This is a genomic window from Comamonas aquatica NBRC 14918, from assembly GCF_000739875.1.
GTDB lineage: Bacteria > Pseudomonadota > Gammaproteobacteria > Burkholderiales > Burkholderiaceae_C > Comamonas > Comamonas aquatica.
The window spans coordinates 15,010-41,325 of record NZ_BBJR01000059.1; the positions used below are offsets into that span (position 1 = coordinate 15,010).

Annotated in this window: 24 protein-coding genes and 1 riboswitch; of the genes, 15 read left to right on the plus strand and 9 right to left on the minus strand. The window is 66.6% G+C overall.

What is annotated here, in order from left to right:
- Window positions 1–66 precede the first annotated feature (66 nt).
- Window positions 67–738 (plus strand): 2'-5' RNA ligase family protein, encoded by a 672-nt coding sequence (locus CA2_RS13795; RefSeq protein WP_042418414.1) that lies wholly within the window; start codon window positions 67–69, stop codon window positions 736–738.
- 68 nt (window positions 739–806) lie between these two features.
- Here the strand turns inward: CA2_RS13795 and CA2_RS13800 are convergent, their stop codons facing one another.
- The 3 genes from CA2_RS13800 to CA2_RS13810 all read right to left on the minus strand — a co-directional run bounded on the left by CA2_RS13800 (window position 807) and on the right by CA2_RS13810 (window position 2,753).
- Complete coding sequence (locus CA2_RS13800; protein ID WP_042418418.1) at window positions 807–1,223, minus strand: organic hydroperoxide resistance protein; 417 nt, start codon at window positions 1,221–1,223, stop codon at window positions 807–809.
- Between the two features lie 33 nt (window positions 1,224–1,256).
- Window positions 1,257–1,736, minus strand: coding sequence for a MarR family winged helix-turn-helix transcriptional regulator (locus CA2_RS13805; RefSeq protein ID WP_042418421.1), 480 nt, complete (start codon window positions 1,734–1,736; stop codon window positions 1,257–1,259).
- A 168-nt stretch (window positions 1,737–1,904) separates the two neighbouring features.
- Entirely contained in the window at window positions 1,905–2,753 is an 849-nt protein-coding gene (locus tag CA2_RS13810; RefSeq protein WP_042418424.1) for a 3-hydroxybutyryl-CoA dehydrogenase, read from the minus strand.
- 104 nt (window positions 2,754–2,857) lie between these two features.
- Between CA2_RS13810 and CA2_RS13815 the strand changes: the two genes are divergently transcribed.
- From CA2_RS13815 to CA2_RS13835, 5 genes are all read left to right on the plus strand, one after another.
- Window positions 2,858–4,507, plus strand: a complete 1,650-nt coding sequence (locus tag CA2_RS13815; RefSeq protein ID WP_042418427.1) for a GMC family oxidoreductase — start codon at window positions 2,858–2,860, stop codon at window positions 4,505–4,507.
- Window positions 4,508–4,660: 153 nt separating this feature from the next.
- Window positions 4,661–6,457 carry a PHA/PHB synthase family protein gene (locus CA2_RS13820; RefSeq protein ID WP_042418430.1) on the plus strand — a complete coding sequence of 599 codons (1,797 nt, stop codon included), beginning with the start codon at window positions 4,661–4,663 and terminating at the stop codon, window positions 6,455–6,457.
- Between the two features lie 94 nt (window positions 6,458–6,551).
- Complete coding sequence (gene fabI / locus CA2_RS13825; RefSeq protein ID WP_042418433.1) at window positions 6,552–7,334, plus strand: enoyl-ACP reductase FabI; 783 nt, start codon at window positions 6,552–6,554, stop codon at window positions 7,332–7,334.
- A gap of 71 nt (window positions 7,335–7,405) precedes the next feature.
- A complete protein-coding gene (locus CA2_RS13830) occupies window positions 7,406–8,839 on the plus strand; it encodes a bifunctional enoyl-CoA hydratase/phosphate acetyltransferase (RefSeq protein WP_042418436.1) in 1,434 nt (477 codons plus the stop codon).
- Window positions 8,840–8,860: 21 nt separating this feature from the next.
- Entirely contained in the window at window positions 8,861–10,105 is a 1,245-nt protein-coding gene (locus tag CA2_RS13835) for an acetate/propionate family kinase (protein WP_042418438.1), read from the plus strand.
- Window positions 10,106–10,130: 25 nt separating this feature from the next.
- On the opposite strand, the gene CA2_RS13840 is transcribed toward CA2_RS13835, so the two are convergent.
- Genes CA2_RS13840 through CA2_RS13850 form a run of 3 tightly spaced genes read right to left on the minus strand, consistent with a single transcriptional unit; the run spans window position 10,131 to window position 14,929 of the window.
- Window positions 10,131–11,333 (minus strand): GGDEF domain-containing protein, encoded by a 1,203-nt coding sequence (locus tag CA2_RS13840; protein ID WP_042418442.1) that lies wholly within the window; start codon window positions 11,331–11,333, stop codon window positions 10,131–10,133.
- Window positions 11,334–11,353: 20 nt separating this feature from the next.
- Window positions 11,354–12,850 carry an AMP nucleosidase gene (locus tag CA2_RS13845; protein WP_042418445.1) on the minus strand — a complete coding sequence of 499 codons (1,497 nt, stop codon included), beginning with the start codon at window positions 12,848–12,850 and terminating at the stop codon, window positions 11,354–11,356.
- A 3-nt stretch (window positions 12,851–12,853) separates the two neighbouring features.
- Window positions 12,854–14,929, minus strand: a complete 2,076-nt coding sequence (locus CA2_RS13850) for a putative bifunctional diguanylate cyclase/phosphodiesterase (RefSeq protein WP_042418448.1) — start codon at window positions 14,927–14,929, stop codon at window positions 12,854–12,856.
- A gap of 305 nt (window positions 14,930–15,234) precedes the next feature.
- Here CA2_RS13850 and dtd point away from each other — a divergent pair, with 305 nt between their 5' ends.
- The 5 genes from dtd to CA2_RS13875 all read left to right on the plus strand — a co-directional run bounded on the left by dtd (window position 15,235) and on the right by CA2_RS13875 (window position 20,298).
- Window positions 15,235–15,690: a D-aminoacyl-tRNA deacylase gene (gene dtd, locus CA2_RS13855; protein ID WP_042418451.1), complete on the plus strand. Its 456-nt coding sequence runs from the start codon at window positions 15,235–15,237 to the stop codon at window positions 15,688–15,690.
- Between the two features lie 45 nt (window positions 15,691–15,735).
- A riboswitch (S-adenosyl-L-homocysteine riboswitch) is annotated at window positions 15,736–15,845 on the plus strand.
- An 84-nt stretch (window positions 15,846–15,929) separates the two neighbouring features.
- Window positions 15,930–17,345, plus strand: a complete 1,416-nt coding sequence (gene ahcY, locus CA2_RS13860; RefSeq protein ID WP_042418454.1) for an adenosylhomocysteinase — start codon at window positions 15,930–15,932, stop codon at window positions 17,343–17,345.
- A gap of 125 nt (window positions 17,346–17,470) precedes the next feature.
- A complete protein-coding gene (locus CA2_RS13865; RefSeq protein ID WP_042418457.1) occupies window positions 17,471–18,643 on the plus strand; it encodes a TlyA family RNA methyltransferase in 1,173 nt (390 codons plus the stop codon).
- Between the two features lie 89 nt (window positions 18,644–18,732).
- Window positions 18,733–19,584 carry a methylenetetrahydrofolate reductase [NAD(P)H] gene (metF, locus tag CA2_RS13870; RefSeq protein ID WP_042418460.1) on the plus strand — a complete coding sequence of 284 codons (852 nt, stop codon included), beginning with the start codon at window positions 18,733–18,735 and terminating at the stop codon, window positions 19,582–19,584.
- A gap of 69 nt (window positions 19,585–19,653) precedes the next feature.
- Entirely contained in the window at window positions 19,654–20,298 is a 645-nt protein-coding gene (locus CA2_RS13875) for a septal ring lytic transglycosylase RlpA family protein (protein WP_052369945.1), read from the plus strand.
- A gap of 283 nt (window positions 20,299–20,581) precedes the next feature.
- Here CA2_RS13875 and CA2_RS13880 read toward each other — a convergent pair whose 3' ends face one another.
- Window positions 20,582–21,484: a 23S rRNA (adenine(2030)-N(6))-methyltransferase RlmJ gene (locus CA2_RS13880; RefSeq protein ID WP_042418463.1), complete on the minus strand. Its 903-nt coding sequence runs from the start codon at window positions 21,482–21,484 to the stop codon at window positions 20,582–20,584.
- A gap of 320 nt (window positions 21,485–21,804) precedes the next feature.
- On the opposite strand from CA2_RS13880, the gene rplM reads away from it, so the two are divergent.
- The 4 genes from rplM (at window position 21,805) to mdtD (ending at window position 24,779) form a co-directional block, all read left to right on the plus strand.
- A complete protein-coding gene (gene rplM, locus CA2_RS13885; protein ID WP_003059004.1) occupies window positions 21,805–22,233 on the plus strand; it encodes a 50S ribosomal protein L13 in 429 nt (142 codons plus the stop codon).
- Window positions 22,234–22,243: 10 nt separating this feature from the next.
- Complete coding sequence (rpsI, locus tag CA2_RS13890) at window positions 22,244–22,636, plus strand: 30S ribosomal protein S9 (RefSeq protein ID WP_042418469.1); 393 nt, start codon at window positions 22,244–22,246, stop codon at window positions 22,634–22,636.
- A gap of 230 nt (window positions 22,637–22,866) precedes the next feature.
- Window positions 22,867–23,232: an iron-sulfur cluster insertion protein ErpA gene (gene erpA / locus CA2_RS13895; protein WP_042418472.1), complete on the plus strand. Its 366-nt coding sequence runs from the start codon at window positions 22,867–22,869 to the stop codon at window positions 23,230–23,232.
- A gap of 128 nt (window positions 23,233–23,360) precedes the next feature.
- Complete coding sequence (gene mdtD, locus CA2_RS13900) at window positions 23,361–24,779, plus strand: multidrug transporter subunit MdtD (RefSeq protein ID WP_042418474.1); 1,419 nt, start codon at window positions 23,361–23,363, stop codon at window positions 24,777–24,779.
- A gap of 27 nt (window positions 24,780–24,806) precedes the next feature.
- Here the strand turns inward: mdtD and CA2_RS13905 are convergent, their stop codons facing one another.
- On the minus strand, window positions 24,807–25,937 hold the full coding sequence (locus CA2_RS13905) for an anhydro-N-acetylmuramic acid kinase (RefSeq protein ID WP_081889016.1): 1,131 nt from the start codon (window positions 25,935–25,937) through the stop codon (window positions 24,807–24,809).
- A gap of 73 nt (window positions 25,938–26,010) precedes the next feature.
- A partial coding sequence (locus CA2_RS13910) for a M23 family metallopeptidase (RefSeq protein WP_042418479.1) occupies window positions 26,011–26,316 on the minus strand: 306 nt, incomplete at its 5' end.

Sequence of the window (26,316 nt, forward strand, 5' to 3'; positions counted from 1 at the left end):
AGCGCACAAGCAGCTCCTTTTTCTGAATCCCGAGGGGGCGGGGTTTGCTGGCACACTGCGCAGGCCATGCCGTTTGACCCTCCCGTTTTCACCCAGGCCTGCGAAGACCGCGACTTTACCGAATGGCACCAGGGTTGCGCCTGGTGCGCCGTCTGGGTGCTGTGGCTGCGCGCACCGGCGTTGGCACAGCGTGTGCAGCGGGCGCGCCAGGCCTTGGGGCCCCGGCTGTGGCCGGGTTATGCCCGCCAGCCGCATGCCACGGTGGCCTACCGGGGATTGATGGCGCAGGGTGCGGGCCCAGCGGCCGCCACCTTCGGGGTGGCGCAGTTGCGCGCCGACATCGCCCGCCTGCAGCATGCGCCGGCGTGGCCGCGGGTGCTGCGCGTGCAGGGCAGCGGCAGCTTCACCACCGTGCCCTACCTGGGGCTGGACCCGGCCGATGCCGCCGCCCTGCAGCCGCTGCACCAGGCCCTGGTGCCCGAGCCGCCGGCCCCGGCGTGGCACTACGTGCCGCACGTGACCCTGGGCCACTATGCCCAGAGCGTGCCGATGGCGCCCATCCTGCACACCCTGCAGGCCGCGCTGGCCGGCCTGGCGCCACTGGCGTGCGCGGCGCCGCAACTGTGGCTGGTGCGCTACCGCACGCACGCCATCGCCGGCCCCCTGGTTGCCGAAGGCTGCCTGGACCTGACCACGCGCCGCTACACCGCCTTGCCGGGGGCGCTGCTGCGGCCCTGAAGGCGCAGCCCCCGGTGCACGCAAAAAAGCCGGGCTGGGCCCGGCTGTGGGGAGTGGGTGCTGCGGGCTCAGACCAGGGTCAGCGTCACGTCGATGTTGCCGCGCGTGGCGTTGGAGTAGGGGCAAACCTGGTGGGCAGCGTCGACCAGCTTCTGGGCCTGTTCACGGTCCAGGCCGGGCAGGCTGATCTTCAGGCGGGCGGCGATGCCGTAGGCATTGGGGATGGTGCCCAGGTCGACTTCGGCGTCGATGGCCACGTCCTGGGGCACGGCGATGCCCAGCTTGCCGCCCACGGCCTTCAGCGCGCCGATGAAGCAGGCCGAGTAACCGGCGGCGAACAGCTGCTCGGGGTTGGTGCCGGTGCCGCTGGTGCCGGGCGAGGACAGCTTCACATCCAGGCGACCGTCATCGGTGCGCGAGGCGCCATCGCGGCCGCCGGTGGTGTGGGCGCGGGCGGTGTAGAGAACTTTTTCCAAAGAGGCCATGGTGTGCTCCTGACAAAGGGCTGAGGAATCGCTTCAGGACGAAGCGGGGGACAACGAAAGGGGGGCGGCCAGGCGGTCGCGCAGTTGCTGCACCTGGGCCGTCAGCGCCTGCAGCTCGGACAGTGTGCACTGGCTGTGCTGCAGCACGCAGGCGGGAATGCCTGCGGCCTGGGCCTGCAGGGCCCGCCCGGCGGGACTGAGCGTGACGCGCACGCGGCGCTCGTCGGCCGCGTCGCGCTGGCGCTGCAGCCAGCCGGCGGCTTCCATGCGCTTGAGCAGGGGGGTGAGCGTGCCGGAGTCGAGGAACAGGCGCTCGCCCAGTTCCGACACCATCAGGTCATCGCGCTCCCACAACACCAGCAGCACCAGGTACTGCGGGTAGGTCAGGCCCAGGCCTTCGAGCAGGGGCTTGTACAGCTTGGTCATGGCCAGCGACGCCGAATACAGCGCAAAGCACAGCTGGTGGTCCAGTTGCTGGGAGCGGGCATCAAGGCCGGGTGCGGTGGAAGTCATGGGGGTAAATGTAGTGCTTAATTAAATTGCGTGCAATTTAATTGTGAAATCCATGCCGACAGCAAGGTCAGCACAGGGGATAGGCCCCAGCACAACGGCCAGGCAGTGCGCCTGGCCGTTGGAGGGTAGAGCACCCCGCGCAGGGCGCGAGGGTGGGCCAGCAGGGGATCAGTAGGTGTACACGCCCTGGCCGGTCTTGCGGCCCAGGCGGCCGGCGGCCACCATCTCGCGCAGCAGGTAGCAGGGGCGGTACTTGCTGTCACCGAATTCCTTCAGGTAGACCTCCATCACGGCCAGGCACACGTCCAGGCCGATCATGTCGGCCAGGGCCAGTGGTCCGATGGGCTGGTTGCAGCCCAGCTTCATGCCGGCGTCGATGTCCTCGGCCGAGGCCGTGCCTTCGGAGAGCACCTGGAAGGCTTCGTTGATCATGGGCACCAGGATGCGGTTGACCACAAAACCGGGGGCGTTCTTCACGGTGATGGGCGACTTGCCCAGCTTTTCCGACAGGGCCTTGACGGCGTCGTGCGTGGCATCGCTGGTCTGCAGGCCGCGTATGATCTCCACCAGGGCCATCATGGGCACGGGGTTGAAGAAGTGCATGCCGATGAACTTGTCGGCGCGGCGCGTCGCGGCACCCAGCTGGGTGATGGAGATGGAGGAGGTGTTGGTGGCAATCAGCACCTCGGGGGCCAGCAGGGCGTCGAGCTGCTGGAGGATCTTGACCTTGAGGTCGTAGTTCTCGGTGGCGGCCTCGATCACCAGCTGGGCGCCCTGCAGGTCGTCATAGCTGGTGGAGGTCTTGATCCGCGCCAGAGCCTGTTCCTTGTCGGCGGCGGTGATCTTTTCCTTCTTGATCAGGCGGTCCAGGCTGCCGGCCACGGTGGCCAGGCCCTTTTGCACGGCGGCTTCGGAAATATCGACCATCACCACCTGGATGCCGGACACGGCGCATGCCTGCGCGATGCCGTTGCCCATGGTGCCTGCGCCAACGATGCCTACGGTTTGAATGCTCACAGTGTTATCTCCCCAGTTAATGATTGAAATGCGGGAAAGATGGTAGCGAATTTCCCGCAGCACGCCCGTAAAGTGCGCGTCTTCAGACCGGGGGAGCGAGCAGCATGGATGAAACCTTTGATTTCGTGGTCATCGGCGCAGGCTCTGCGGGCAGCGTGCTGGCTGGCCGCTTGAGCGAGGACGGTGCGCACCAGGTGTGCCTGCTCGAGGCCGGGGGCGCTGATGCCAGCGCGCTGGTGCAGTGCCCGGCCGGCATCGCGGGCATGGCCAAGACCGGCCAGTTCAACTGGTCGATCGACACCGTGCCCCAGCCCGGCCTGAATGGCCGTTGCGGCTTTCAGCCCCGCGGCAAGGTGCTGGGCGGCAGCAGCTCGGTGAATGCCATGATCTACCTGCGCGGACAGCCGCAGGACTATGACGCCTGGGCCGCGCAAGGCAACCCCGGGTGGTCGTGGCAGGAGGTGCTGCCCTGGTTTCTGAAGGCCGAGCACAACGCACGTGGCGCTGACGCGCTGCATGCCCAGGGCGGGCCGTTGCATGTGGCGGATTTGCAGCAGCCCAATCCGCTGAGCCTGGATTTTGTCGAGGCCGGGGTGCAGGCGGGGCTGCCCCGCAACGCGGATTTCAACGGCCCCTCCCAGGAAGGCGTCGGCTGCTACCAGGTCACCCAGAAGCAGGGGGAACGCTGCAGCGCCGCCAAGGCCTATCTGACGCCCCACCTCGGACGCCGCAACCTGCGGGTGCGCACCGGGGCCCAGGTGCTGCGCATCCTGCTGTCGGACACCCCGCAGGGGCTGCGTGCGACCGGGGTGGAATACCTGCGCGATGGCGCACGCCACGTGGTGCAGGCGCGGCGCGAGGTGCTGCTCAGCGCGGGCGCACTGCTGTCGCCCCAGTTGCTGATGCTGTCGGGCCTGGGGCCGGCGGGCCACCTGCAGGAACTGGGCATCCCGCTGCGGTGCGACCTGCCGGGCGTCGGGGGCAACCTGCATGACCATCTGGATGCGATCTTGCTGTGCGATGCGCCGGGGCTGACGCAGTCGTTCGGCCTGTCGCCCGCCGGGCTGTGGCACGTGGCGCGCGGGGCCTGGCAGTGGCACCGCCAGCGCACCGGCCTGCTGACGACCAACTTTGCCGAGGCCGGCGCCTTTGTACGCAGCCGTGCGGAGCTGGCGCAGCCCGATCTGCAGCTGCACTTCGTGGTGGGTAAGTTGCTGGACCATGGGCGCCAGACCGTCTGGGGCCATGGTTTTTCCTGCCACCTGTGCCTGTTGCAGCCGCACAGCCGCGGCCAGGTGCGGCTGCGCAGTGCCGATCCGCTGACCCTGCCGGCCGTGGACCCGAACTTCCTGGGCGACGCCCGGGACCTGGCGCCCATGGTGCAGGGGGTGCGCAGCATGCGCCACATCCTGGCCCAGCCGGCGCTGGCGCGCCATGGCGCCAGGGAGCTGCCGGCCTCCGCCGCGGCGCAGACCGAGGCGCAGATCGCCGATTGGCTGCGGCAGACTGCCGACACGATCTACCACCCGGTTGGCACCTGCCGCATGGGCCCTGGCCCCCTGGACGTGGTCGACAGCCAACTGCGGGTGCACGGGGTGCAGGGGTTGCGGGTGGTGGACGCCTCCATCTTCCCGCGCATCACCAGTGGCAACACCAACGCCCCGACCATCATGGTGGCAGAGAAGGCGGCGCACCTGGTGCTGCACGCTGCGCAGCATGCCGCAGCGGCGGTTGGCCTGGTCAGCATGGCGTAAGGCGCGGAGCGCGGGCTGGGCGTCAAGCCGCGGACGCCGGGAAGCGGGTGAAGCTTGATGCGAATCAAGGTGCGGAGGTTTGGATTTGGTGGTTGCGGTGGTTTTCCCGAGAATGGTTACTGGTAGCTACAGTTGTAACCATTAGGCCCCGAGATGAGCGAGACTTCACCGAACATACCGACCCGCCCAACCCATGGATCTTCCCCTGCCGAAGCCGCGCAGGCCCTGGATGACCAGGTGCGTGCCGCGCTGAGCGCCGGCACCATGGGCCTGTCCCCTGTGGCCCTGGGCCTGGCTGCCGCCGACTGGATGATGCACCTCGCCACAGCGCCGGGCAAACAGATGACGCTGGCCCACAAGGCGGTGCAACTGGCGCAACAGGCTGCGCAAGCCAGCCTGCAGCCCGGCAGCGAAAGCGATGCCCGTTTCAAGGACGCCGCCTGGCAGCAGTGGCCTTACCGGGCCGTCAAGGAACATTTCAAGGCGGCCGACAGCTGGTGGCGCGAGGCCGCGCAGGTTGACGGTATGACGCGCCACCACAGCCATGTGGTCGAGTTCTTCACCCGGCAGTGGATGGATGCCCTGTCGCCGTCCAACTGGGCGGCCACCAACCCCGAGGTGCTGGTCAAGGCCAAGGCCACGCAGGGCGAGAGCCTGCGCCAGGGCGTGAAGCTGTTTGCCGAAGATGTGCAGGCCGCGCGCAAGGCCAACGCCGACACTGCGGCCGACCAGCTGGAGCCGCTGGAATTCGCCGTCGGCCAGGATGTGGCGTGCACACCGGGCAAGGTGGTGTTCCGCAACCACCTGATCGAGTTGATCCAGTACAGCCCGCAGACCGAGCAGGTGCTGCCCGAGCCGGTGCTGATCGTGCCCTCGTGCATCATGAAGTACTACATCCTGGATCTGTCGCCGCAGAACTCGATGGTGCGCTACCTGGTCAGCCAGGGCCATACGGTGTTCATCGTCTCCTGGCGCAACCCGGATGCCTCTGACCGCGACCTGAAGATGCAGGACTACCTGAGCACCGGCGTGCTGGAGGCGATGGCAGCGGTGAAGTCGCGCACCGGCGCGGCCAGCATCCACACCGTGGGCTATTGCCTGGGCGGTACCTTCCTGGCGATTGCGGCCGCCACCCTGGGGCGCCTGCAGCGCAAGAAGACCCGCACGGCCAAGGAACAGGCCCTGGTGCCTGCCGATATGCCCCAGCTGAGTTCGGTCATCCTGCTGGCGGCGCAAACCGATTTTGCCGAGCCCGGGGAGCTGGGCGTGTTCATCGACGAGGACCAACTGGCCAACCTGCGCCAGCGCATGAACGAGCGCGGCTACCTGTCCGGCAAGCAGATGGGCGGCTCCTTCCAGTTCCTGGCCTCCAAGGATCTGGTGTGGTCGCGCAACACGCGGCGCTACCTGATGGGCGAAGACGATGCCAGCTTCGACCTGATGAGCTGGAATGCCGACCAGACCCGCCTGCCCGCGCGCATGCACAACGAGTACCTGACGTCGCTGTTCCTGAACAACGCGCTGGCATCGGGGCAGTACCGCTTTGCCGGGTCGACGGTGGCCCTGATGGACATCGCGGCGCCGATGATGGTGGTGGGCACCACGCGCGACCATGTGTCGCCCTGGAAGTCGGTCTACAAGATCCACCTGCAGACCGACACGCACGTCACCTTCGTGCTGGCCGCCGGTGGGCACAACGCGGGCATCGTCTCCGAGCCCGGCCGGCCACGGCGCAGCTACCAGATCGCCAGCGTGGAAGAAGGCCATGGCTGGACCGATCCCGACGACTGGGCCGCGCACACGCCGGTGGTCCAGGGTTCCTGGTGGGAGGCCATGGACGCCTGGATCAAGGCCCGCTCGGGCGCACCGATGAAGGCCCAGCCGATCCGGGCCGAGCACGTGGTGTGCGAAGCCCCGGGCGAGTACGTCATGGTGCGTTACGCCGACTGACGGCGGAGCGCATCCCCCATACGGGCCTGGCCACCGTGTGCCAGGCCCCCGTTTTTCATAGCTACAGCGCCCAGGCGCAAGAGAGGGAGAGAGGATGCAGAACAACGCAGCCCATGCATTCAGCGTGGCAGGTAAAAAAGGACTGGTGCTGGGTGTGGCCAACGATCGCTCGATCGCCTGGGGGTGCACGGCGCAGGCCCGCGCCCAGGGCGCCGAGGTGGTGGCCTCGTGCCTGAACGACAAGGCCCGCAAGTGGGTGACGCCGCTGACCGACCCCATCGGTGTCGACCTGGTGAACTGCAACGTGGAAGAGCCCGGCCAGCTCGAAGCCCTGGTGGAGCACGCCGTGCGCAAGCTGGGCAAGCTGGACTTCGTGATCCACTCGATCGCCTGGGCCCCGCTGGACGATCTGCACGGCGACGTGGTGGACAGCTCGCGCGAAGGCTTTGCCCGGGCGATCAGCGTCTCCTGCCACTCGTTTGCGGAGCTGGCCAAGCTGTGCGCACCGCACATGCCGGACGGCGGCAGCATGCTGTCCATGAGCTACCTGGGCTCCGGCGAGGCCGTGCCCAACTATGGCCTGATGGGCCCGGTCAAGGCCGCGCTGGAGTCCATGGTGCGCTACATGGCCATGGAGCTGGGGCCGAAGAACATCCGCGTGCACGCCGTCTCGCCCGGCCCGATCCTGACGCGTGCCGCCTCGGGCATTGCCGACTTCGATGGCCTGATGGCCTCGGCCCAGGCCAAGGCGCCGCTGCAGCGGCTGGTCACGCTGGAAGAGATTGCCCAGCTCAGCACCTTCCTGTGCTCGGATGCCGCCTCCGGCATGACGGGCCAGACCATCTATGTGGACGGCGGCGTCCACGCCGTTGACTGAAGATCCCCCTGGATTTTTGGCTTTTGTAGCACTGCACCGGCGCCCCCGGCGCCGGTCGACCGGAGAAACCCATGAACACCCAAGCCCCTGCGATGGAATGGATGGAAAACGTCACCTACGACGAGCTGGAAGTCGGCCAGAGCGCCCGTTTGCTGCGCACCGTGACGGTGGAGGACATCCAGGCCTTTGCGGCCGTGTCCGGGGACATCAACCCCGCCCACCTGAACGCCGAATATGCCGACGCCACCATGTTCCACGGCGTGATCGCGCATGGCATGCTGGGTGCGGCGCTGATCTCTGCCCTGTTCGGCACCCAGTTTCCCGGCCCCGGCACGATTTACCTGGGCCAGGAGCTGAAGTTCACCAAGCCGGTGCGCATCGGTGACACCCTGACCGTGGTGGCGACGGTGACCGAAAAGGACGACGAGAAAAAGCGCGTCAAGATGGACTGCCTGGTCACCAACCAGAAGGGCGAGGTGGTGCTCAAGGGCGAAGCCAAGCTGATGCCGCCGACGCAGAAGGTCAAGGTGCCCACGGTGCACGCACCGCAGATCCAACTGTTCGACCCGGAGGCCCGCCTCAAGGACTTGCTGGCGCGCGCAGAGCCGCTGCCGGCGGTGCGCTGCGCCGTGGTCCATCCCTGTGACGAGGGATCGCTCACCGGTGCCATGGACGCGGCACGCCACGGCCTGATCGTGCCGGTGCTGATCGGCCCCGAAGGCCGCATCCGCCGCGCGGCGGAGCAGGCCGGCATCAACCTGGATGGCGTGGAAATCCACGCCGTGGAACACAGCCATGCCGCGGCCGAGCTGGCGGCCAGCATGGCGGCCAGCCAGGAGGTGGAAATCCTGATGAAGGGCAGCCTGCACACGGACGAGCTGCTCAAGGCCGTGCTGGCGCAGCCGGCCCTGCGCACGGGCCGCCGCCTGTCGCACGTGTTCCGCTTCGATGTGCCGCTGTACAGCAAGCCCTTGCTGATCACGGACGCGGCCATCAACATCCGCCCCACGCTGCAGGAAAAGGCCGACATCATCCAGAACGCGATCGATTTTGCGCGCGTGCTGGGCACGGCCGTGCCCAAGGTGGCGATCCTGTCGGCCGTGGAAACCGTGACGCCCAGCATCCCCTCCACGCTGGACGCCGCGGCCCTGTGCAAGATGGCCGACCGTGGCCAGATCACGGCGGCGCAGCTCGACGGCCCGCTGGCCTTCGACAACGCCATCTCCATGGACGCGGTGCGCATCAAGGGCATCGCCTCTGAGGTGGCGGGGCAGGCTGACATCCTGGCCGTGCCCGACCTGGAAAGCGGCAACATGGTGGCCAAACAGCTGGAGTACCTGGCCGGTGCCTCGGGCTCCGGGCTGGTGCTCGGCGCCCGCGTGCCGATTGCCCTGACCAGCCGTGCCGACGGCCCGCAGGCCCGCGTGGCCTCGTGCGTGCTGGCGGTGCTGTCCGCCCACGACCGGCGCCAACAGCAGGCGGCCAACGCCTGGAAGCAGGGCTGACCCCAGCCAGGAGACACGCACATGGCCATTCTTGCGGTGAACGCCGGCTCCTCGTCCCTGAAGTTTTCCCTGCACCCGCTGCAGGAAGGGCAGGTGCAGCCCTATGTCCTGTCGGGCTGCATCCAGGGGCTGGAGCCCCAGGGGACGCCCGTCATGGACTGGGTTTATCTAGGAAAAAAGCACTCTGAGCCGCTTGCAGTCAGCGCAGGCAGCTCTTCTTTTGAAAGTGCCTTGCAGAGCCTGCGGGCCCTGGTGCACCGCCTGGAGGCAGCACCGGACATCCAGGCCGTCTCGCACCGCGTGGTGCATGGCGGCGGCGTGTTCACGGGGCCGGTGCTGGTGACCGACGAGGTGCTGGCGCAGCTGGCGCGCTTCAACTCGCTGGCGCCTTTGCACCAGCCGCACAACCTGGAGGGCATCCGCCAGTTCCGGGCGGCGTTTCCCCAGCTGCCGCAGGTCGCGTGCTTTGACACGGCCTTCCACGCCAGCATGCCCGAGGTGGACTTTGCCTTCGCCCTGCCGCAAGCGCTGCAGGAGCAGGGCGTGCGCCGCTACGGTTTCCATGGGTTGTCCTACCAGTACATCATGTCGGTGCTGCAGACGCACACCATCCGCGGCCGTGGCCGGGTGGTGATGGCCCACCTGGGCAATGGCGCCAGCCTGTGCGCGGCCCTGGCCGGCAGCAGCGTGGCTACCACCATGGGCTTTTCGGCGCTGGATGGCCTGATGATGGGCACGCGCAGCGGATCGCTCGATGCTGGGGTGTTGCTGTACCTGATGGAGCAGGGTTGGACCCATGCCCAGATCGAAAAGCTGCTCTACAAGCAAAGCGGGCTGCTGGGCGTGTCCGGCATTTCGGCCGACATGCGCAAGCTGCGGGCCGATGGCAGCGCGCCGGCGCAGCGCGCCATCGACCAGTTCACGCACCGGGTGATCCGCGAGACCGGCGCCCTGGTCGCCTGCCTGGGCGGGCTGGATGCCATCGCCTTCAGCGGCGGCATTGGCGAGAACGATGCCGTGCTGCGCGCCCAGGTGTGCGAGCGCCTGGGTTGGCTGGGCATCCGCATGGACGAGCAGCGCAACCAGGCCGCCAACGGCCAGGGGGCCTATGCCATCCATGCCCCGGACAGTGCCGTGGAGGTGTGGGTGGTGCCCACCGACGAGGGGCGCATTGCGGCCAAGGAAGCGGCTGCCTTGCTGGCCGGGCAGCCTGTGGCAGCGCAGCGCCAGGCGCAGCACCCAACGTTGGCACAGCACGGAGCTTAGGCTTTAGCCGCGCTGCGTCGCGGCTTCAGGCGGGCGTCTGCGCCGGACTGAGGGCCGTGGGCGGTTGCGGCCGCTCCACCACCGTGCCGAACACCAGGCGCCGGCGGCCCTGGCTTTTGGCCTGGTACAAGGCGGTGTCGGCCCGCTGCAGCAACTGATCCAAATTTTGATCGCTGTCCGTCTGCAGGGCACAGCCCGCACTGATGTGCAGGGCAAAGCCCAGTTCCTGCTGCGCGCGTTGCAGCAGCGCTGTGCTGAAGCGTTGGTAGAAGCTTTGCACGCCATCCGCATCGGCATGCAGCAGCAGGCAGAACTCTTCGCCGCCCCAGCGCGATGCCATCTCGTTAGGGCGCATCTCAGCGTGCAAAACCTTGGCGACCAGCTGCAAGGCGTGGTCGCCAGTGGTATGACCATACTGGTCGTTCACGTTCTTGAAGTGGTCCAGATCCAGCAGCACCACCGCCAGCGGTAGATGCTGGCGCTGTGCCAGGGATTGCATGCGCGGTGCGGTTTGCAGCAGCGCATGGCGGTTGGCCAGGCCAGTCAACTGGTCTGTCAAGGCCATGTCACGCAATTTCTGGTTGGTCTCGTCGCGCCAGGCCACCAGCATGCTGACCAGCGCCAGGCTGCTGCACAGCTGGGCCAGCATGGCGAACAGGTAGTTGGCGGCGGAGTCGTGGGCGAATTCCCGCAGCCAGGGGGTGTAGTACGCCAGGTAAGCGCGTGCCAGCAGCCCCAGGCTCAGCGTGGTGGCGCAGGCGGCCATCAGATAGCGCCAGCCGCGGGCCACCGGACGCAGGGGGTGCAGGCACATCCAGCCCAGGCAGGCGACGCTGGTGCCATGGTAGAGGCTGTACCACGCCAGCCGTGTCGGGATGTCGTGCAGCCACCAGGCAAAGCCCAGCGGTCCCAGGATGGCCAGTCCGATGACCAGCCAACGCAGGGGGCGTGGTCCCAGCCAGCACTGCAGGGCCTGGGCCATCTGCCATTGGGCGGCGGCGGCTGCACAGGTGGCGGACAGGCTGAGTACTGGGTCCCAGAAGGTGCCGCGGATGCGGCTGGCGACCAGGATCAAGGACCAGCCCAGGGCTTGCAGGAGAAAGTAGCGCTGCACGTGCCGTGCTGCCGGGCTGACCGGGGAACCCATGGCCCAGTGCAGGGCCAGGCCGATGGCTGCCAGGTTGATGGCGATCAGGATGGCCATCGAAGCGAAGTCCAGCTGGGGCATGGGTGTGGGGCGCGGTGTTTTTACTGGAAGGCAACTTCGGCAAAGCTGCGCAGCTTGCGGCTGTGCAGGCGTTGCGTACCACCGTCGCGCAGCAGTTCCACGGCACGCATGCCGATGCGCAGGTGCTGGTCCACGCGCTCGCGGTAGAAGTGGTTGGCCATGCCCGGCAGCTTGATCTCGCCGTGCAGCGGTTTGTCGCTGACGCACAGCAGTGTGCCGTAGGGCACGCGAAAACGGAAGCCGTTGGCCGCAATTGTGGCCGACTCCATGTCCAGCGCCACGGCGCGGCTCTGGCTGAAGCGGCGCTGCGGTAGGTTGTCGGGCAGCAGCTCCCAGTTGCGGTTGTCGGTGCTGGCCACGGTGCCGGTGCGCATGATGCGCTTGAGGTCGTCGTCCGACACCTGGGCCACGTCGGCCACCGCCTGCTGCAGCGCCTGCTGGATCTCGGCCAGCGCCGGAATCGGCACCCACAGCGGGAGCTCCTCGTCCAGCACGTGGTCCTCGCGCACGTAGGCGTGGGCCAGCACATAGTCGCCCAGGCGCTGGCTGTTGCGCAGGCTCGCGCAGTGGCCCAGCATCATCCAGGCGTGCGGGCGCAGCACGGCGATGTGGTCGGTGATGGTCTTGGCGTTGGCCGGCCCGACGCCGATGTTGACCATGGTGATGCCGCTGCGGTCGGCGCGCACCAGGTGGTAGGCCGGCATCTGCGGCAGCCGGGGTGGGGGCGCGCCCAGCCTGTCCACATCCTCGGCGGGCAGGCAGGCGCGGCGGGTGACCACGTTGCCGGGCTCGATGAAGGCGATGTACTCGCTGTCCGGTCGGGCCATCTCGGCGTGGCCCAGGCGGATGAATTCGTCGATGTAGAACTGGTAGTTGGTGAACAGCACGAAGTTCTGGAACCACTCGGGCGCCGTGCCCGTGTAGTGGCGCAGGCGGTGCAGCGAGTAGTCGATGCGCGGGGCGGTGAACAGCGACAGCGGCAGGGCCCCGCCGGGGCGCGGCTGCCAGGTGCCGTTGGCGATGCCGTCGTCCATGGCGGCCAGGTCCGGCAGGTCGAACACTTCGCGCATGTACTGGCGCCGTTGCGCGCTCAGGCTGCCTTCGACGTGGTCGTTGTCCGCGAACGAGAAGTGGATGGGAATCGGCTGGGTGCTGAGGCTGACTTCGAACTGCACGCCGTGGTTGCGCTCCAGCAGGCTCAGTTGCGTCAGCAGGTAGTGGCCGAACAGGTCGGGCCGGGTGATGGTGGTCTCATAGACCCCGGGATGGTCCAGAAAACCGAAGGCCAGGCCCGATTCCGGCCGGCGCACGCTGTGGGCCTGGATGCGCAGCAGCGGGTACCAGGCCCGCACGGGCTGTGGGAAATCCTGGCCTTCCACATAGGCCTGCATGGCCTGGCGCAGGTGGTCAATCTGTTGCTGGTAGAGCCACTGCAGCTGTGCCAGCGCATCCTGGGCGCGGGCAAAGACGGTGGGCTCGGACGCCAGGGTGAAATATGAAACAGGGGTGTGTGCCATACCTCATTGTGGCGCACTCATTTGACAGCGGTGCTGCTGCCAGCGCAGCGCCTCCTCGGCCGCCATCGGGCGGGCCAGGTAATAGCCCTGGATCAGGTCGCAGTGCATGGCCTGCAGCATGTCCCACTGCGCCTTGGTTTCCACCCCTTCCGCCACCGTGCGCAGGTTCAGGCTGCGCCCCATCTGGATGATGGCCTGGATCAGGCTGACGTCGTCGGCATCCTGGGGCGTGTCCTTGACGAAGGAGCGGTCGATCTTGATCTTGTCCAGCGGATAGCGCTTGAGGTAAGCCAGCGAGGAGTAGCCGGTGCCAAAGTCGTCGATCGACAGGCGCACGCCCAGCTGCCGCAGTGCCTGCAGCGTGTGCAGCACATGCTCGGACTGCTTCATCAGCGTGGTCTCGGTCAGCTCGATCTCCAGCCATTGCGGGTCGATGCCGGTGTCGGCCAGCACCAGTTGCACCTCCTCGACCAGGGTGCGCTGGTTGAATTCGGTGGCGGACATGTTCACCGCCACCACCACGGGCGGCAGGCCGGCATCGCGCCAGGCGCGCAGTTGCTTGCAGGCGGCGCGCATCACCCAGCGGTCGACCAGGGAGATCAGACCCCGCGCCTCGGCAAAGCCGATGAACTCAGCCGGCGGCAGCAGGCCGCGCTGCGGGTGCTGCCAGCGCACCAGGGCCTCAAAGCCCTCCAGCCGGTTGGTGGCCAGGTTCCACAGTGGCTGGAAGTGCAGCACCAGCCCCTGGTCATTGGCCACGGCCTCGCGCAGCAGGCGGTCCTGCACCAGCAGGCGGCTGGGGCGCACCTGCAGGTGGGCGCTGTAGTACTGCAGGTGGCCCTGGCCCAGGCTTTTGGCGGCCTCCATGGCGGCGCTGGCGTTGAGCATCAGCTCCTCGGCCGTGCTGCCGTCCTCGGGGTAGATACTGACGCCGATCGAGGCAGGCAGGTTCACCGCCTCCTTGGGCAGCACATAGGGCTTGTTCAGCGCGAAGCGCAGTTCACGCAGGATGCAGTCGGGCTGGCAGGCAGTCAGCGGCGAGGCCAGCACCACCACGTACTCGTCGGCGCCCAGCCGGGCGACCAAGTCGTCGGGGTGGACCTTGCTGCGCATGCGGCGTGCGGCATCGATCAGCAGCTTGTCCCCGGCGTCGTGACCCAGCGAGTCGTTGACGTCCTTGAAGCGGTCCAGGTCCACGTACAGCACGGCAATGTGCTGCTGCGTGCGCTCGGCCAGCAGAAGCACCTGGCGCAGCTGTTGCATCAGCCCCTGGCGGTTGGGCAGGCGGGTCAGCGGGTCGTGGTTGGCCAGGAAGTAGACCTCGGCCTCGGCGCGTTTGCGCTCGGTGATGTCGTTGAGCACCAGCATGCCGTAGGTGTCCCCGTCCTCGGGCAGCAGGTGGATGGCGATTTCCACGTCCAGCTCCTGGCCGCCGTGGTGCAGCAGGCGGGTTTCGTGGGCGTGCTCCGTGCCCTGGTCGATCAGGCTTTGGGCTTCGGCGCGCAGCACGTGGGGCAGCAGGTGCAGCACCGGGCGGTCCAGCAACTGGTGCAGCGGGTAGCCGGTCAGGGCAATCGCGGCCGGGTTGGCGTCGAACACCCGGCCCTGGCGGAAGAAGATGATGGCCTCCCGCGTGGCGTGGGCGTAGCGCTGCAGCCGCGTGTCGCTGTCCTGCACCATCTGCAGGGCGTCGGTGTGCGACAGGTCCTGCAGCGGAATCACCACGATGGCGCGCACTGCGCCGTGTTGCACGTCGGCCACCAGTTGGGTGGGGACGGCCTGCTGGCGGGCAAAGCGCAGCGGGGTCTGCAGGCTGGTGCCGGGCTGCGGGCTGTCGGCCAGGCGCTCCAGCTCGCACTTCCACTCGTTCCAGGTGCAGGGGGACAGATAGCTTTGCGGCGCCTTGTCCAGCAGCTCCTGGCTGGGCATTTCCAGCAGCCGGGCGTAGGTGGCGGTGGCCCAGATGCACCGTCCGCCCGGCCATTGCAGGTAGGCCATGGGCGTGCCGGTGGCCACGGCCACGGCGTGCAGCAGGTCGTGCGGCGGAACGAGGGGGGCACGTGGGGGCACGTTGCTCATGAGACAGATGGGGTTGAGAAGTGTGGTGGTGGCGAGCGCGCGTAAGGCCCGGCTTGCATGGACAATCACCATCCATGCAGGAAGAGCCGTGGGTATACCCAAAGCCCGGTGACTGCGTTTTGCGTTACGGCAAGGCGCGCCGCCGATCGCTGCCGTTGGAGCACTTTGTGCCGGGTCTCCCGGACCAACGGCGGTGCCATTGAAAACCGCAGCTGTTTGCGCGCCCAGGGATTGGCTTCTGGGGTGTTTTGGCCTGGATTGCCAGGTAGGGCGAGCGCAGGCAGCTATGAATTTGTGAGATTGGTGTGATCACTGTGTTGCAACGCGTGCGCGCCGCGCATGTCGAAATCGACGGTCAGGTGGTGGGGCGGATCGGCGCGGGCCTGCTGGCCCTGGTGTGTGCCGAGCAGGGCGACACCGAGCAGGAGGCCGACAAGCTGCTGGCCAAGGTTCTGAAGCTGCGCATCTTCAGCGACGCCGAGGGCAAGATGAACCGCAGCGTGCAGGACGTGGGCGGCGGGCTGCTCATCGTCAGCCAGTTCACGCTGGCGGCCGATGCCAGCGGCGGCAACCGGCCCAGCTTCACCCAGGCGGCACGGCCCGAGGCGGGGCGGCGCCTGTACGAGCATGTGGTGCAGCAGGCCCGGCGCCTGCACCCCGTGGTGCAGACCGGCGAGTTTGGCGCCGACATGCAGGTGCACCTGGTCAACGACGGGCCGGTGACGATTCCCCTGCGCATCGCTCCCCCTGCCGCGGCCTGAGCCTGGCACGCCAGCCAGGGCTCGATTACAATCTGGCCCTCTTTTCCTTCCGAGGAGCGTTGCAGCGTGCACCCGATGGGCGGTGCCGTGAGGCTCGGAAGGGCAGCAGACCGTGGTCACGCGGCCTCGCTCCTAGGCAACGACGCTCACCCACGCTTTCTGTGCGGTGAGGCCTCTGTCATCAGCCCCCAATCCCCAGAACGTGGTTTTTTCAAGTTGTTTTCCGCACCGGAGAAACCATGAGCAATACCCAAGACCGCGCAATCGCCGACATTTCCCTGGCCGACTGGGGCCGCAAGGAAATCAAGATTGCCGAAACCGAAATGCCCGGCCTGATGGCCATCCGCGAAGAGTTCGCTGCGGCCCAGCCCCTGAAGGGCGCGCGCATCACCGGCTCGCTGCACATGACCATCCAGACGGCCGTGCTGATCGAGACGCTGAAGGCCCTGGGCGCCGATGTGCGCTGGGCGTCGTGCAACATCTTCTCGACCCAGGACCACGCTGCTGCCGCGATCGCTGCCACCGGCACGCCCGTGTTCGCCATCAAGGGTGAATCGCTGGAAGACTACTGGGATTACACCCACCGCATCTTTGAATTCGGCGCCGCCGGCACCGAAGGCGAAGGCCCCAACATGATCCTGGACGATGGTGGCGATGCCACCATGCTGATGCACCTGGGCCAGAAGGCCGAGAAGGACCTGTCCGTGCTGGCCAACCCCGGCTCGGAAGAAGAGCGCATCGTGTTTGCCGCCATCAAGGCCAAGCTGGCTGTCGATCCCACCTGGTACACCCGCAAGTCGGCCCAGATCATCGGCGTGACCGAAGAGACCACCACCGGCGTGCACCGCCTGAACGAGATGAGCGCCAAGGGCACGCTGCTGTTCCGCGCCATCAACGTCAACGACTCGGTGACCAAGTCCAAGTTCGACAACCTGTACGGCTGCCGCGAATCCCTGGTGGACGGCATCAAGCGCGCCACCGACGTGATGATCGCCGGCAAGGTCGCCTGCGTGGCCGGCTACGGCGACGTGGGCAAGGGCTCGGCCCAGGCCCTGCGCGCGCTGAGCGCCCAGGTGTGGGTGACCGAGATCGACCCGATCAACGCCCTGCAGGCTGCCATGGAGGGCTACAAGGTCGTGACCATGGAGTACGCCGCCGACAAGGCCGACATCTTTGTGACCACCACCGGCAACAAGGACATCATCCGCCACGAGCACATGGTCGCCATGAAGGACCAGGCCATCGTCTGCAACATCGGTCACTTCGACAACGAAATCGACGTGGCTTCGATCGAGCAGTACCAGTGGGAAGAAGTGAAGCCCCAGGTGGACCAGATCACCTTCCCCGACGGCAAGAAGATCACCCTGCTGGCCAAGGGCCGCCTGGTGAACCTGGGCTGCGCCACCGGCCACCCCAGCTTCGTGATGTCGTCCTCGTTCGCCAACCAGACCATCGCCCAGATCGAGCTGTTCACCAAGCCGGCCGAGTACCAAGCCGGCAAGGTCTACGTGCTGCCCAAGGTCCTGGACGAAAAGGTCGCGCGCCTGCACCTGAAGAAGGTCGGCGCCATGCTGACCGAGCTGACCGATGAGCAAGCCGCCTACATCGGTGTGAACAAGCAAGGCCCTTACAAGCCTGACACCTACCGCTACTGATCATGGCGGACCGGAGCCGCGGCAGGGGCCGTGGCTCTGCCCTGGGTGCACATTCATATTTGATAGCTGCATGCGCAGACTGGATGTGCGCTCAGGGTCTGTTTGAGTATTAAAGGAAAGACGCTATGCGCGCAGATGTATTTTTGGTGGACCACGGCTACGCCACCACCCGCTCCCAAGCGCAGCGCCTGATCGCTTCGGGCGTGGAATGGCGCCTGACGCCGCTGGCCCCGTGGAAGAAGGTCGCCAAGAACGGTGACGACATTCCCGCGGGCGTCGAGCTGAAGCTGCTCGACAACGCCGAGGCCAAGTACATCTCGCGCGGCGGCCTGAAGCTCGAAGGCGCGCTGGAGGCCTCCGGCCTGAAGGTCGATGGCCTGCGCTGCCTGGACGTGGGCCAGAGCACCGGCGGCTTCACCGACTGCCTGCTGCAGCGCGGCGCGGCCCAGGTGATCGGCGTGGACGTGGGTCACGGCCAGCTGCACGAGCGCCTGCGCGCCGATGTGCGCGTGGTCTGCGTGGAGGGCATGAACGCCCGCGCCATGACCGCCGAGGTGCTGCAAGACGCCTGCGAAGAAGTGATCTGCGAGCGCTGGGAAGAGGAAGAAGACAACGACACCCAGCCCAAGGCACCCTACGCCTGGATGCGCAACGGCGGCCAGGTCGACGAGGACTACGACGACAGCAATGACGCCAAGGACAGCGACATCGAGGCCTTCAAGGCCGAGCGCGCGGCCAAGGCCAAGGCGCGCGAAGAGGGCACCGTGCCGACCGAGCGCCGCCGCAAGGCGGAATACGCCGAGGTGGACACCACGCCCCTGTTCGACTTCGTCACCGGCGATGTGTCCTTCATTTCGCTGACCCTGGTGCTGCCTGCCGTGGTGCGCCTGCTCAAGCCGCACGGCCAGCTGCTGATGCTGGTCAAGCCCCAGTTCGAGCTGCAGCCCGGCCAGATCGGCAAGGGCGGCATCGTGCGCGAGCCGGCCCACTTCCAGGAAGTGGAAGAGCGCGTGCGCACCTGCCTGACCGAGCTGGGTCTGGAGGTCAAGGCCTGGATGGAATCCGCCATCGAAGGTGGCGACGGCAACCGTGAGTTCTTCATCCATGCGGTACAAGGCCAGACCATCAAGGGGCTGGGTGAGCCCCTGCCCGATCAGCCCGCGGCGCCGGCGGCCAAGCGCGTGTCGCGCACGGTGCTGCGCGAGCTCAAGCGCATCGACGTGATCGACGACGAGGAAGACGGCTACAACGTCCCCGGCCCGGCCCGGCCCAAGCGCAAGAACACCAAGAAATACTGACGGTGGAACCCGGGGTGCCCGCAGGACTGCAGGCCCCTGGCCGTGACCCCAGACCGCCAACAGCCTGCCGGGAGGGCAGGCGAGGAGAGATGAACGTGGCAAACGCAAACCCCAGCAGCTTCCCCATCAGCTTCGAGTTTTTTCCCACCAAGACGCCCGAAGGCGCGGCCAAGCACGTGCAGGTGCGCCAGGACCTGTACGCGCGCAAGCCCGAGTTCTGCTCGGTGACCTATGGCGCGGGCGGCTCCACGCAGGCCGGCACCTTCAGCATGGTGCGCGACATCCAGGCCGAAGGCATGCAGGCGGCTTCGCACTTTTCCTGCATCGGTGCGACCAGCGACAAGGTGCGCGCGGAGCTGCAGCAGCTCCAGGACATGGGCGTGCGGCGCATCGTGGCGCTGCGCGGCGACCTGCCCAGCGGCTATGGCCTGGGCGGTGAATTCCACTACGCCAGCGATCTGGTGGCCTTCATCCGCCGCGAGTTCGGCGACTGGTTCCACATCGAGGTGGCGGCCTATCCCGAGACCCACCCCCAGGCCCGCTCGCCCGAGGCGGACCTGAAAGCTTTTGCTACAAAAATCCAGGCCGGCGCCAGCTCCGGAATCACCCAATATTTCTACAATGCGGACGCTTATTTTCGTTTTGTCGAGGGGATTCAAGCACTTGGCGTGTCGGCTCCGGTGGTTCCGGGTATCATGCCGATCACCAATTCCTCCCAACTCATGCGCTTTTCCGATGCGACAGGCGCTGAGATTCCCCGCTGGATCCGCCTGCGCCTGCAGGCCTACGGGGACGACGTGACCTCCATCCGGGCCTTCGGTCTGGATGTGGTCACTCGCTTGTGCGAGCAGCTGCGCGACCAAGGCGCACCCGGCTTGCACTTTTATACGATGAACCAGAGCGCTGCCACTTTGGAGCTGTGCGACCGTTTGGGCCTGTAAACCGGCTTGTGCGCGACCCTGACCCTGTGGTGCGGCTTTTTGAGCGCTCACCGTGAGAAGGGTTAGACCATGTCCGCACTTGCGTGCCAGCCTGCTGCCACCGCCAATGTGTATCTGAAGTTTTCGCTGCGCCGCAGCGCCTGGCCTGCGGCTTCCGTGCTGCTGGCCTCGATGCTCAGCGCCTGCGCACCGCTGCCCCCGGCCACCGAGGCGGCCGCGGTCAGTGTCCCTTCCGCCACCAGCACCGCACCGCGCGCCAGCGGCCGCACCGGCTCCGAAGCGCTGGCCCGCATGGCGCCCCCTGCGCTGCGTCCCGATCGCCTGGGCGATCCCGCCAAGGCCGTGCAGCAAAGCCTGTACGACCTGGAGCTGCCCGAGGTGGATCAGCAGGGCATTGCCTCCTGGTATGGCCCGGGCTTCCATGGCCGCAAGACGGCCAACGGCGAGCGCTTCAACCAGTACGAGCTGACCGCGGCCCACCCCACCTACGAATTCGGCACCCAGCTGTGCGTGCGCAGCAAGAGCACCGGCCAGGCCGTGGTGGTGCGCGTGAACGACCGGGGTCCCTTCGCCAAGAACCGCGTGATCGACCTGAGCAAGGCCGCGGCCGAGGAAATCGGCATGCTGGGCAAGGGCGTGAAAACCGTGGAAATCTACAAGCTGGACGACGGCCAGGACAGCTGCCCCGAGGCACTGCTGGCGGCCAACAACTGAACGGGATTACCGGCGCGGCCAGCGTGCCGCCCGGGTATGGATGAAAAAAAAGAGCTGTCAGCGCTTGTCATTCGTGGGTTTCAGGGTCTTTGAAGCCTGAAACCCTTGGAAAGACAGCGCTAACAGCTCCTTTTTTATGTGGCGTTGGGACTGCCGTGCCGGTGGTCCGCGATGAATCTCCGCGTTTATTGCGCTTGCCGTGCGACGTGCCCGGTCAGGCCGCGGCCCTGCTGCGGCACGGCCTGGGGCGCCTCCCCGGCGCCTTGCTGCGCCTGGGGCGTGTTTACTCGCCGTATTCCAGGGTGTGCGTGGCGTTCTTGTCCTGGGCCAGCAGTTGCTGCATCTGTGGCAGGGCTTCCTTGAGCGCCGCGCGCAGCGTGAAGGGCGGGTTGATCAGGAACATGCCGCTGGCGGGCAGGCCGGGGCGCTTGGCCTCGGTGGTGTTGCCCCAGTCGTTCACCTCGCTGCGCAGCTTGCTGCCCTTGACCGTGAGCGTGGCGTGCAGCCAGCCCTTGCCGGCCTTGGTGGCGATGGTCTTCAGGCGCTTGGGCAGGTCGTGCGCATCCTGGCGCGGGATGATGGGGTACCAGATCGCGTAGGTGCCGGTGGCAAAGCGCACCAGCGCGTCTTCGATCATGCTGATCACGCGGCCGTAGTCGGTCTTCATCTCGTAGCTGGGGTCGCACAGCAGAAAGCCGCGGCGCGAGGGCGGGGGCAGGAAGCGCTTGACGCCGTTGAAGCCGTCCTCCATCAGGATATCCACCTGCTTGCCGGTGTCCAGCTGCGCCATGTTGCCGTCCAGCGCGCGCCAGTCGGTCGGGTGCAGCTCGAACAGGCGCAGCTTGTCCTGCGGGCGCAGCAGGCTGTGGGTAATGAAGGGCGAGCCGGGGTAGGTCTTCACGCCCTTGCCCTGGTTCACGCTGCGCACGGTTTGCACATAGGCGCGCAGGGCCGGCGTCAGCTGTGCTTCGGGCACGTCGATCAGGCGGGCGATGCCGTCCTTGGCCTCGCCGCTGGTGCTGGCGAAGTCGCCGTCCAGGCGGTACAGGCCGGCGCCGGCGTGCGTGTCGATCACGCTGATGGCCGTGTCCTTCTGGGCCATGTGCTGCAGGGCGGCGATCAGGACGGTGTGCTTGAGGACGTCGGCGTGGTTGCCGGCGTGAAAGCCGTGGCGGTAGCTGAACATAGGTCGTAATTCTTTTCTTGGCAGTGCGGCAGCCGGGCTGCAGCGGGGCAGGCGGCCCGGGGCCGCAGGGATGGGGTCCAGTGTCCGGGGATTCGTGCGCGTGTGCCTAAATCCACATGCCGACAAAGGTGCATGGTCGTATTGGACGCTATTTTGTATAATGGTGGGCTTCGCAGCGATTTTATGGGTCCCGCGGCGAAGTGTTTGGGAGCGATCCCAGGCAGTCCCCGCCTAAGAGGCTTCCTGCTCCAGCGATGGAGTCAAGAAGAAGCACCGACCGCGGAAAAGGATCCGCCAAACCCTCTAGAAAGAGAAATCTCATGTCTACATTCAGCGCAAAGCCCGCTGAGGTGCAACACGAGTGGTTTGTGATTGACGCCACCGACAAGGTGCTCGGACGTGTCGCCAGCGAAGTGGCACTCCGTCTGCGCGGCAAGCACAAGGCCATCTACACACCTCACGTTGACACCGGCGACTACATCGTCATCATCAACGCCTCCAAGCTCAAGGTCACTGGCACCAAGAACCTGGACAAGGTGTACTACCGTCACTCCGGTTTCCCCGGCGGCATCACTGCCACCAACTTCCGCGACCTGCAGGCTAAGTTCCCTGGCCGCGCTCTGGAAAAGGCCGTCAAGGGCATGCTGCCCAAGGGTCCCCTGGGCTACGCCATGATCAAGAAGCTGAAGGTGTACGGCGGTGCTGAGCACCCCCATACCGCACAGCAGCCCAAGGCTCTGGAAATCTAAGGAGACCTCAATGATTGGTGATTGGAACAACGGTACCGGCCGTCGCAAGTCTAGCGTCGCTCGTGTATTCCTGAAGAAGGGCTCCGGCAAGATCACTGTGAATGGCAAAGACATTCAACAGTACTTCGGCCGCGAAACCTCCATCATGATCGCTAAGCAGCCTCTGGTGCTGACTGGTAACGTCGAAGCTTTCGACATCCAGATCAACGTCCATGGCGGCGGCGAATCTGGTCAGGCTGGCGCTGCCCGCCACGGCATCACACGTGCCTTGATCGACTATGACGCGGCCCTGAAGCCTGCACTGAGCCAAGCCGGCTTCGTGACTCGCGACGCCCGTGAAGTCGAGCGTAAGAAGGTCGGTCTGCGTGGTGCACGTCGCGCCAAGCAGTTCTCGAAGCGTTAATTCGTTTCAGACCTCGGCAGGCTGTTCTTCGGAGCGGCCTTGCCACAAAAAAGCCGCTGGGCCTTCGGGTCGGGCGGCTTTTTTGTGGGATGACGTCCCGTGGCCCGCTGGCTCCAGCGGGCCCGGGCAATGCCCCCACTGCCACTGCCGTCAAACGCGCCAGGGACCGAATTCCCGAGCGGATTGCAGTACCATTCGAGCCGATTTCAGAGAACACTCGGAGTATCCCCATGAGCGCCGTTGCCGAACAACAAGTCACAGACATGCCTGATCCCATCGTTTTCACCGACAGCGCGGCTGCCAAGGTGGCGGATCTGATCGCGGAAGAAGGCAATCCCGATCTGAAGCTGCGTGTCTTCGTGCAGGGCGGTGGCTGCTCGGGCTTCCAGTACGGCTTCACGTTCGACGAGATCACCAACGACGACGACACCACCATGACCAAGAATGGCGTGTCGCTGCTGATCGACGCCATGAGCTACCAGTACCTGATCGGTGCCGAGATCGACTACAAGGAAGACCTGCAGGGCGCGCAGTTCGTGATCAAGAACCCCAACGCCAGCACCACCTGCGGCTGCGGTTCCAGCTTCTCGGTCTGATCCCGAGGTGGCGGGTCTGCAGGATTCGCCCTCCCCCTCCAAGAAGCCGCTGCCTCCAGCGGCTTTTTTGTATTCAAATTGGGGTTTTGCCCTGATCCAGCCTGCGCAGTCAGCTCATCTTTTTATCCATGAACGCAGTCCCCCCCACTTCTTCCATGGCCAGTGAACGCCTGTTGTGGCTGGTCGCGGTCGGCTTTTTCATGCAGACGCTGGATGCCACCATCCTGAACACGGCCCTGCCCAGCATGGCCGCATCGCTGGGGGAGAGTCCGCTGCAGATGCAGTCGGTGATCGTGGCGTATGCCCTGACCACGGCCATGCTGATCCCGGCCACGGGCTGGGTGGCGGACCGGTTCGGCACGCGCCGCATCTACACCGCCGCCATGGCCTTGTTCGTGCTGGGCTCGGTGCTGTGCGCGCTGGCGCCGTCGCTGCAGTTCCTGGTGGGCGCGCGCGTGGTGCAGGGGGTGGGCGGTGCCATGATGCTGCCGGTCGGGCGGCTGGCGGTGCTGCGGGCCTATCCGCGCGATGCCTTCATCCGTGCCATGAGCTTCATCGCCATCCCGGGGCAGGTGGGACCGCTGCTGGGCCCCGCCCTGGGCGGCTGGCTGGTGGAATATGCCTCCTGGCACTGGATTTTCTGGATCAATGTGCCCGTCGGGGTGGTTGGCATCTGGGCGGCCTGGCGCTGGATGCCCAAGTCGGATGCGCAGCCGCCACGGCCGTTTGATGGGGTGGGCTTCAGCCTGCTGGCCACGGGCATGGTCGGGGTGTCGCTGGCCCTGGATGGCTTGTCGGGCATCGGCATGGGGCGGGCCCTGGTGACGGTGTTGCTGGTCTTCGGCATGGCCAGCCTGGCGGCCTACTGGTTGCATGCGCTGCGCACGCCCACGCCACTGTTTGCACCGGCGCTGTTTCAGGTGCGCTCGTTGCGCGTCGGCCTGATGGGCAATCTGTTCGCACGCCTGGGCAGTGGCGCGGCGCCATTCCTGGTGCCGCTGATGCTGCAGGTGGGGCTGGGTCTGTCGCCGTTCCATGCCGGCAGCATGATGCTGGCCATGGTCATCGGCAGCATGTTGGTCAAGCGCATGGCCGTGCGCACGGTGCTGCGCTATGGCTACAAGCGTGTGCTGCAAGTGAACTCGGTGCTGCTGGGGCTGATGATTGCCTGCCTGGGATGGATACACCCGGGGCAGCCGATGTGGTTGATCCTGCTGCAGCTGTTCATCTTCGGTGGCATCAACTCCATGCAGTTCTCGGCCATGAACTCGGTCACGCTCAAGGACATGACCGGCGAGTCCGCCAGCAGCGGCAACAGCCTGCTGTCCATGGTGCAGATGCTGGCCATGAGCATGGGCGTGGCCGTGGCGGGGGCGGTGCTGGCCAGCTATGCCGACCTGTGGCAGGCCCGCGAGGGCTACAAGCTGCTGGCCTTGCAGGCCACCTTCGTCACGGTGGGGGTGATGACGTTGGCGGCCACGCTGGTCTTCAGCCAGCTGGATGCGGACGAGCGCATCACGCCCACGCCCGACCGCCCCGAGGGCTGAGACGGTCCCGCACCCGCGCGGTGCCGCTCAGGCGGGGTAGATCGCGCCCAGAATCCGGGGCCCCTTGGCGCCGGTGACCGTCGGCAGGTTGCCCGGCAAACCGTGCAGGCACTGGCGTGCCAGCCAGGCGAAGGCCGCGGCCTCCACCTGCAGCGGCGGCAGTCCCTGTGCGGCGGTGCTGGTGACGGTGTACGCCGGCAGTAGGGCCTGCAGCTGGCGCATCAGCTCGGTATTCAATGCGCCGCCCCCGCAGACCAGCAAGCGACCACTGTCACCCGCATGCCGTTGCACCGCGTCGGCACAGCTGTGGGCGGTCAGTGCGGTCAAGGTGGTCTGGACATCCTGGGCCGGGATCGTGGCTGCCACGCGCTGGAGTTGCGCCTGCAGCCAGTGCGGGTTGAACAGGTCGCGTCCGGTGCTCTTGGGGGGCGGTTGCTGCAGAAAGGGTTCGGCCAGCAGCTGCTGCAGCAAGGCCGGGTGCACTTGGCCGCCGGCAGCCCAGCGGCCCTGGTCGTCGTAGGCTGCGCCCGTGTGCTGCATGCACCACCAGTCCATCAGCGCGTTGCCGGGGCCGCAGTCAAAACCAAGGATGACCGCATCGGCCTGGGTGCTGGGCGGCAGGATGCTGAGGTTGGCAATCCCGCCGATGTTGAGCACCACCGTGGTGGTCTGCGCATCGGCGAAGACGCCTTGGTGAAAGGCGGGGACCAGGGGCGCACCCTGGCCGGCGGCCGCCACATCGCGGCTGCGCAGGTCGGCGACCACGGTGATCCCCGTGGCTTCGGCCAGCAGCGCCGGGTTTTGCAGCTGCAGGGTGTAGCCCGTGCCGTCGTGCAGCTGTGGCTGGTGGCGCACGGTCTGCCCGTGGGCGCCAATCGCCCGTACCGCACTCGGGGGCAGGTCGGCCTGCTGCAACAGCTGCCGCACCACCGCGGTATAGGCGCGACTGATAGCGTTGCCGGCCAGGGCCGCGCGGTGCAATTCGTTGACGCCGTCGGGGCTGTTCAAGGCCAGCAGCTCCTGGCGCAAGGGGGTGGGGAAGGGTTGGCAGGCGTAGGCCAGGACCTGCGATGGCTGGTCTGCCTGCCAGCGTACCAGCACGCCATCCACGCCGTCGAGGGAGGTGCCTGACATCAGGCCAATAAAGTGTTCAGGCATCGTCACAAGCTGCATCCGGTAAAAGAAAAGGGCCTCACGCTGGAGGCCCTGGGAAGTCACCGCGCGCAGCGGCTTATTGTGCGCTGGCTTGACGGATCTGCTCGGCAGAAGCCAGTTGCATGTGCATGAATTCGGCGTGCTGCTTGAACTGCTGGCGCACTTTGGCGGAAATTTCGTTCGCTTCGCTCTTGGCGATCACGGTCTGGGGATCCTGGTGGACGCCGTTGACACGGAACTCGAAGTGCAGGTGCGGACCGGTGGCCCAGCCTGTCGCGCCCACGGCGCCAATCGACTGGCCTTGTTCCACGGGCTGCCCCTTCTTGACGTCAATGCGGCTCAGGTGGGCGTAGACGGTGACATGGCTGCTGTTGCTGAATCG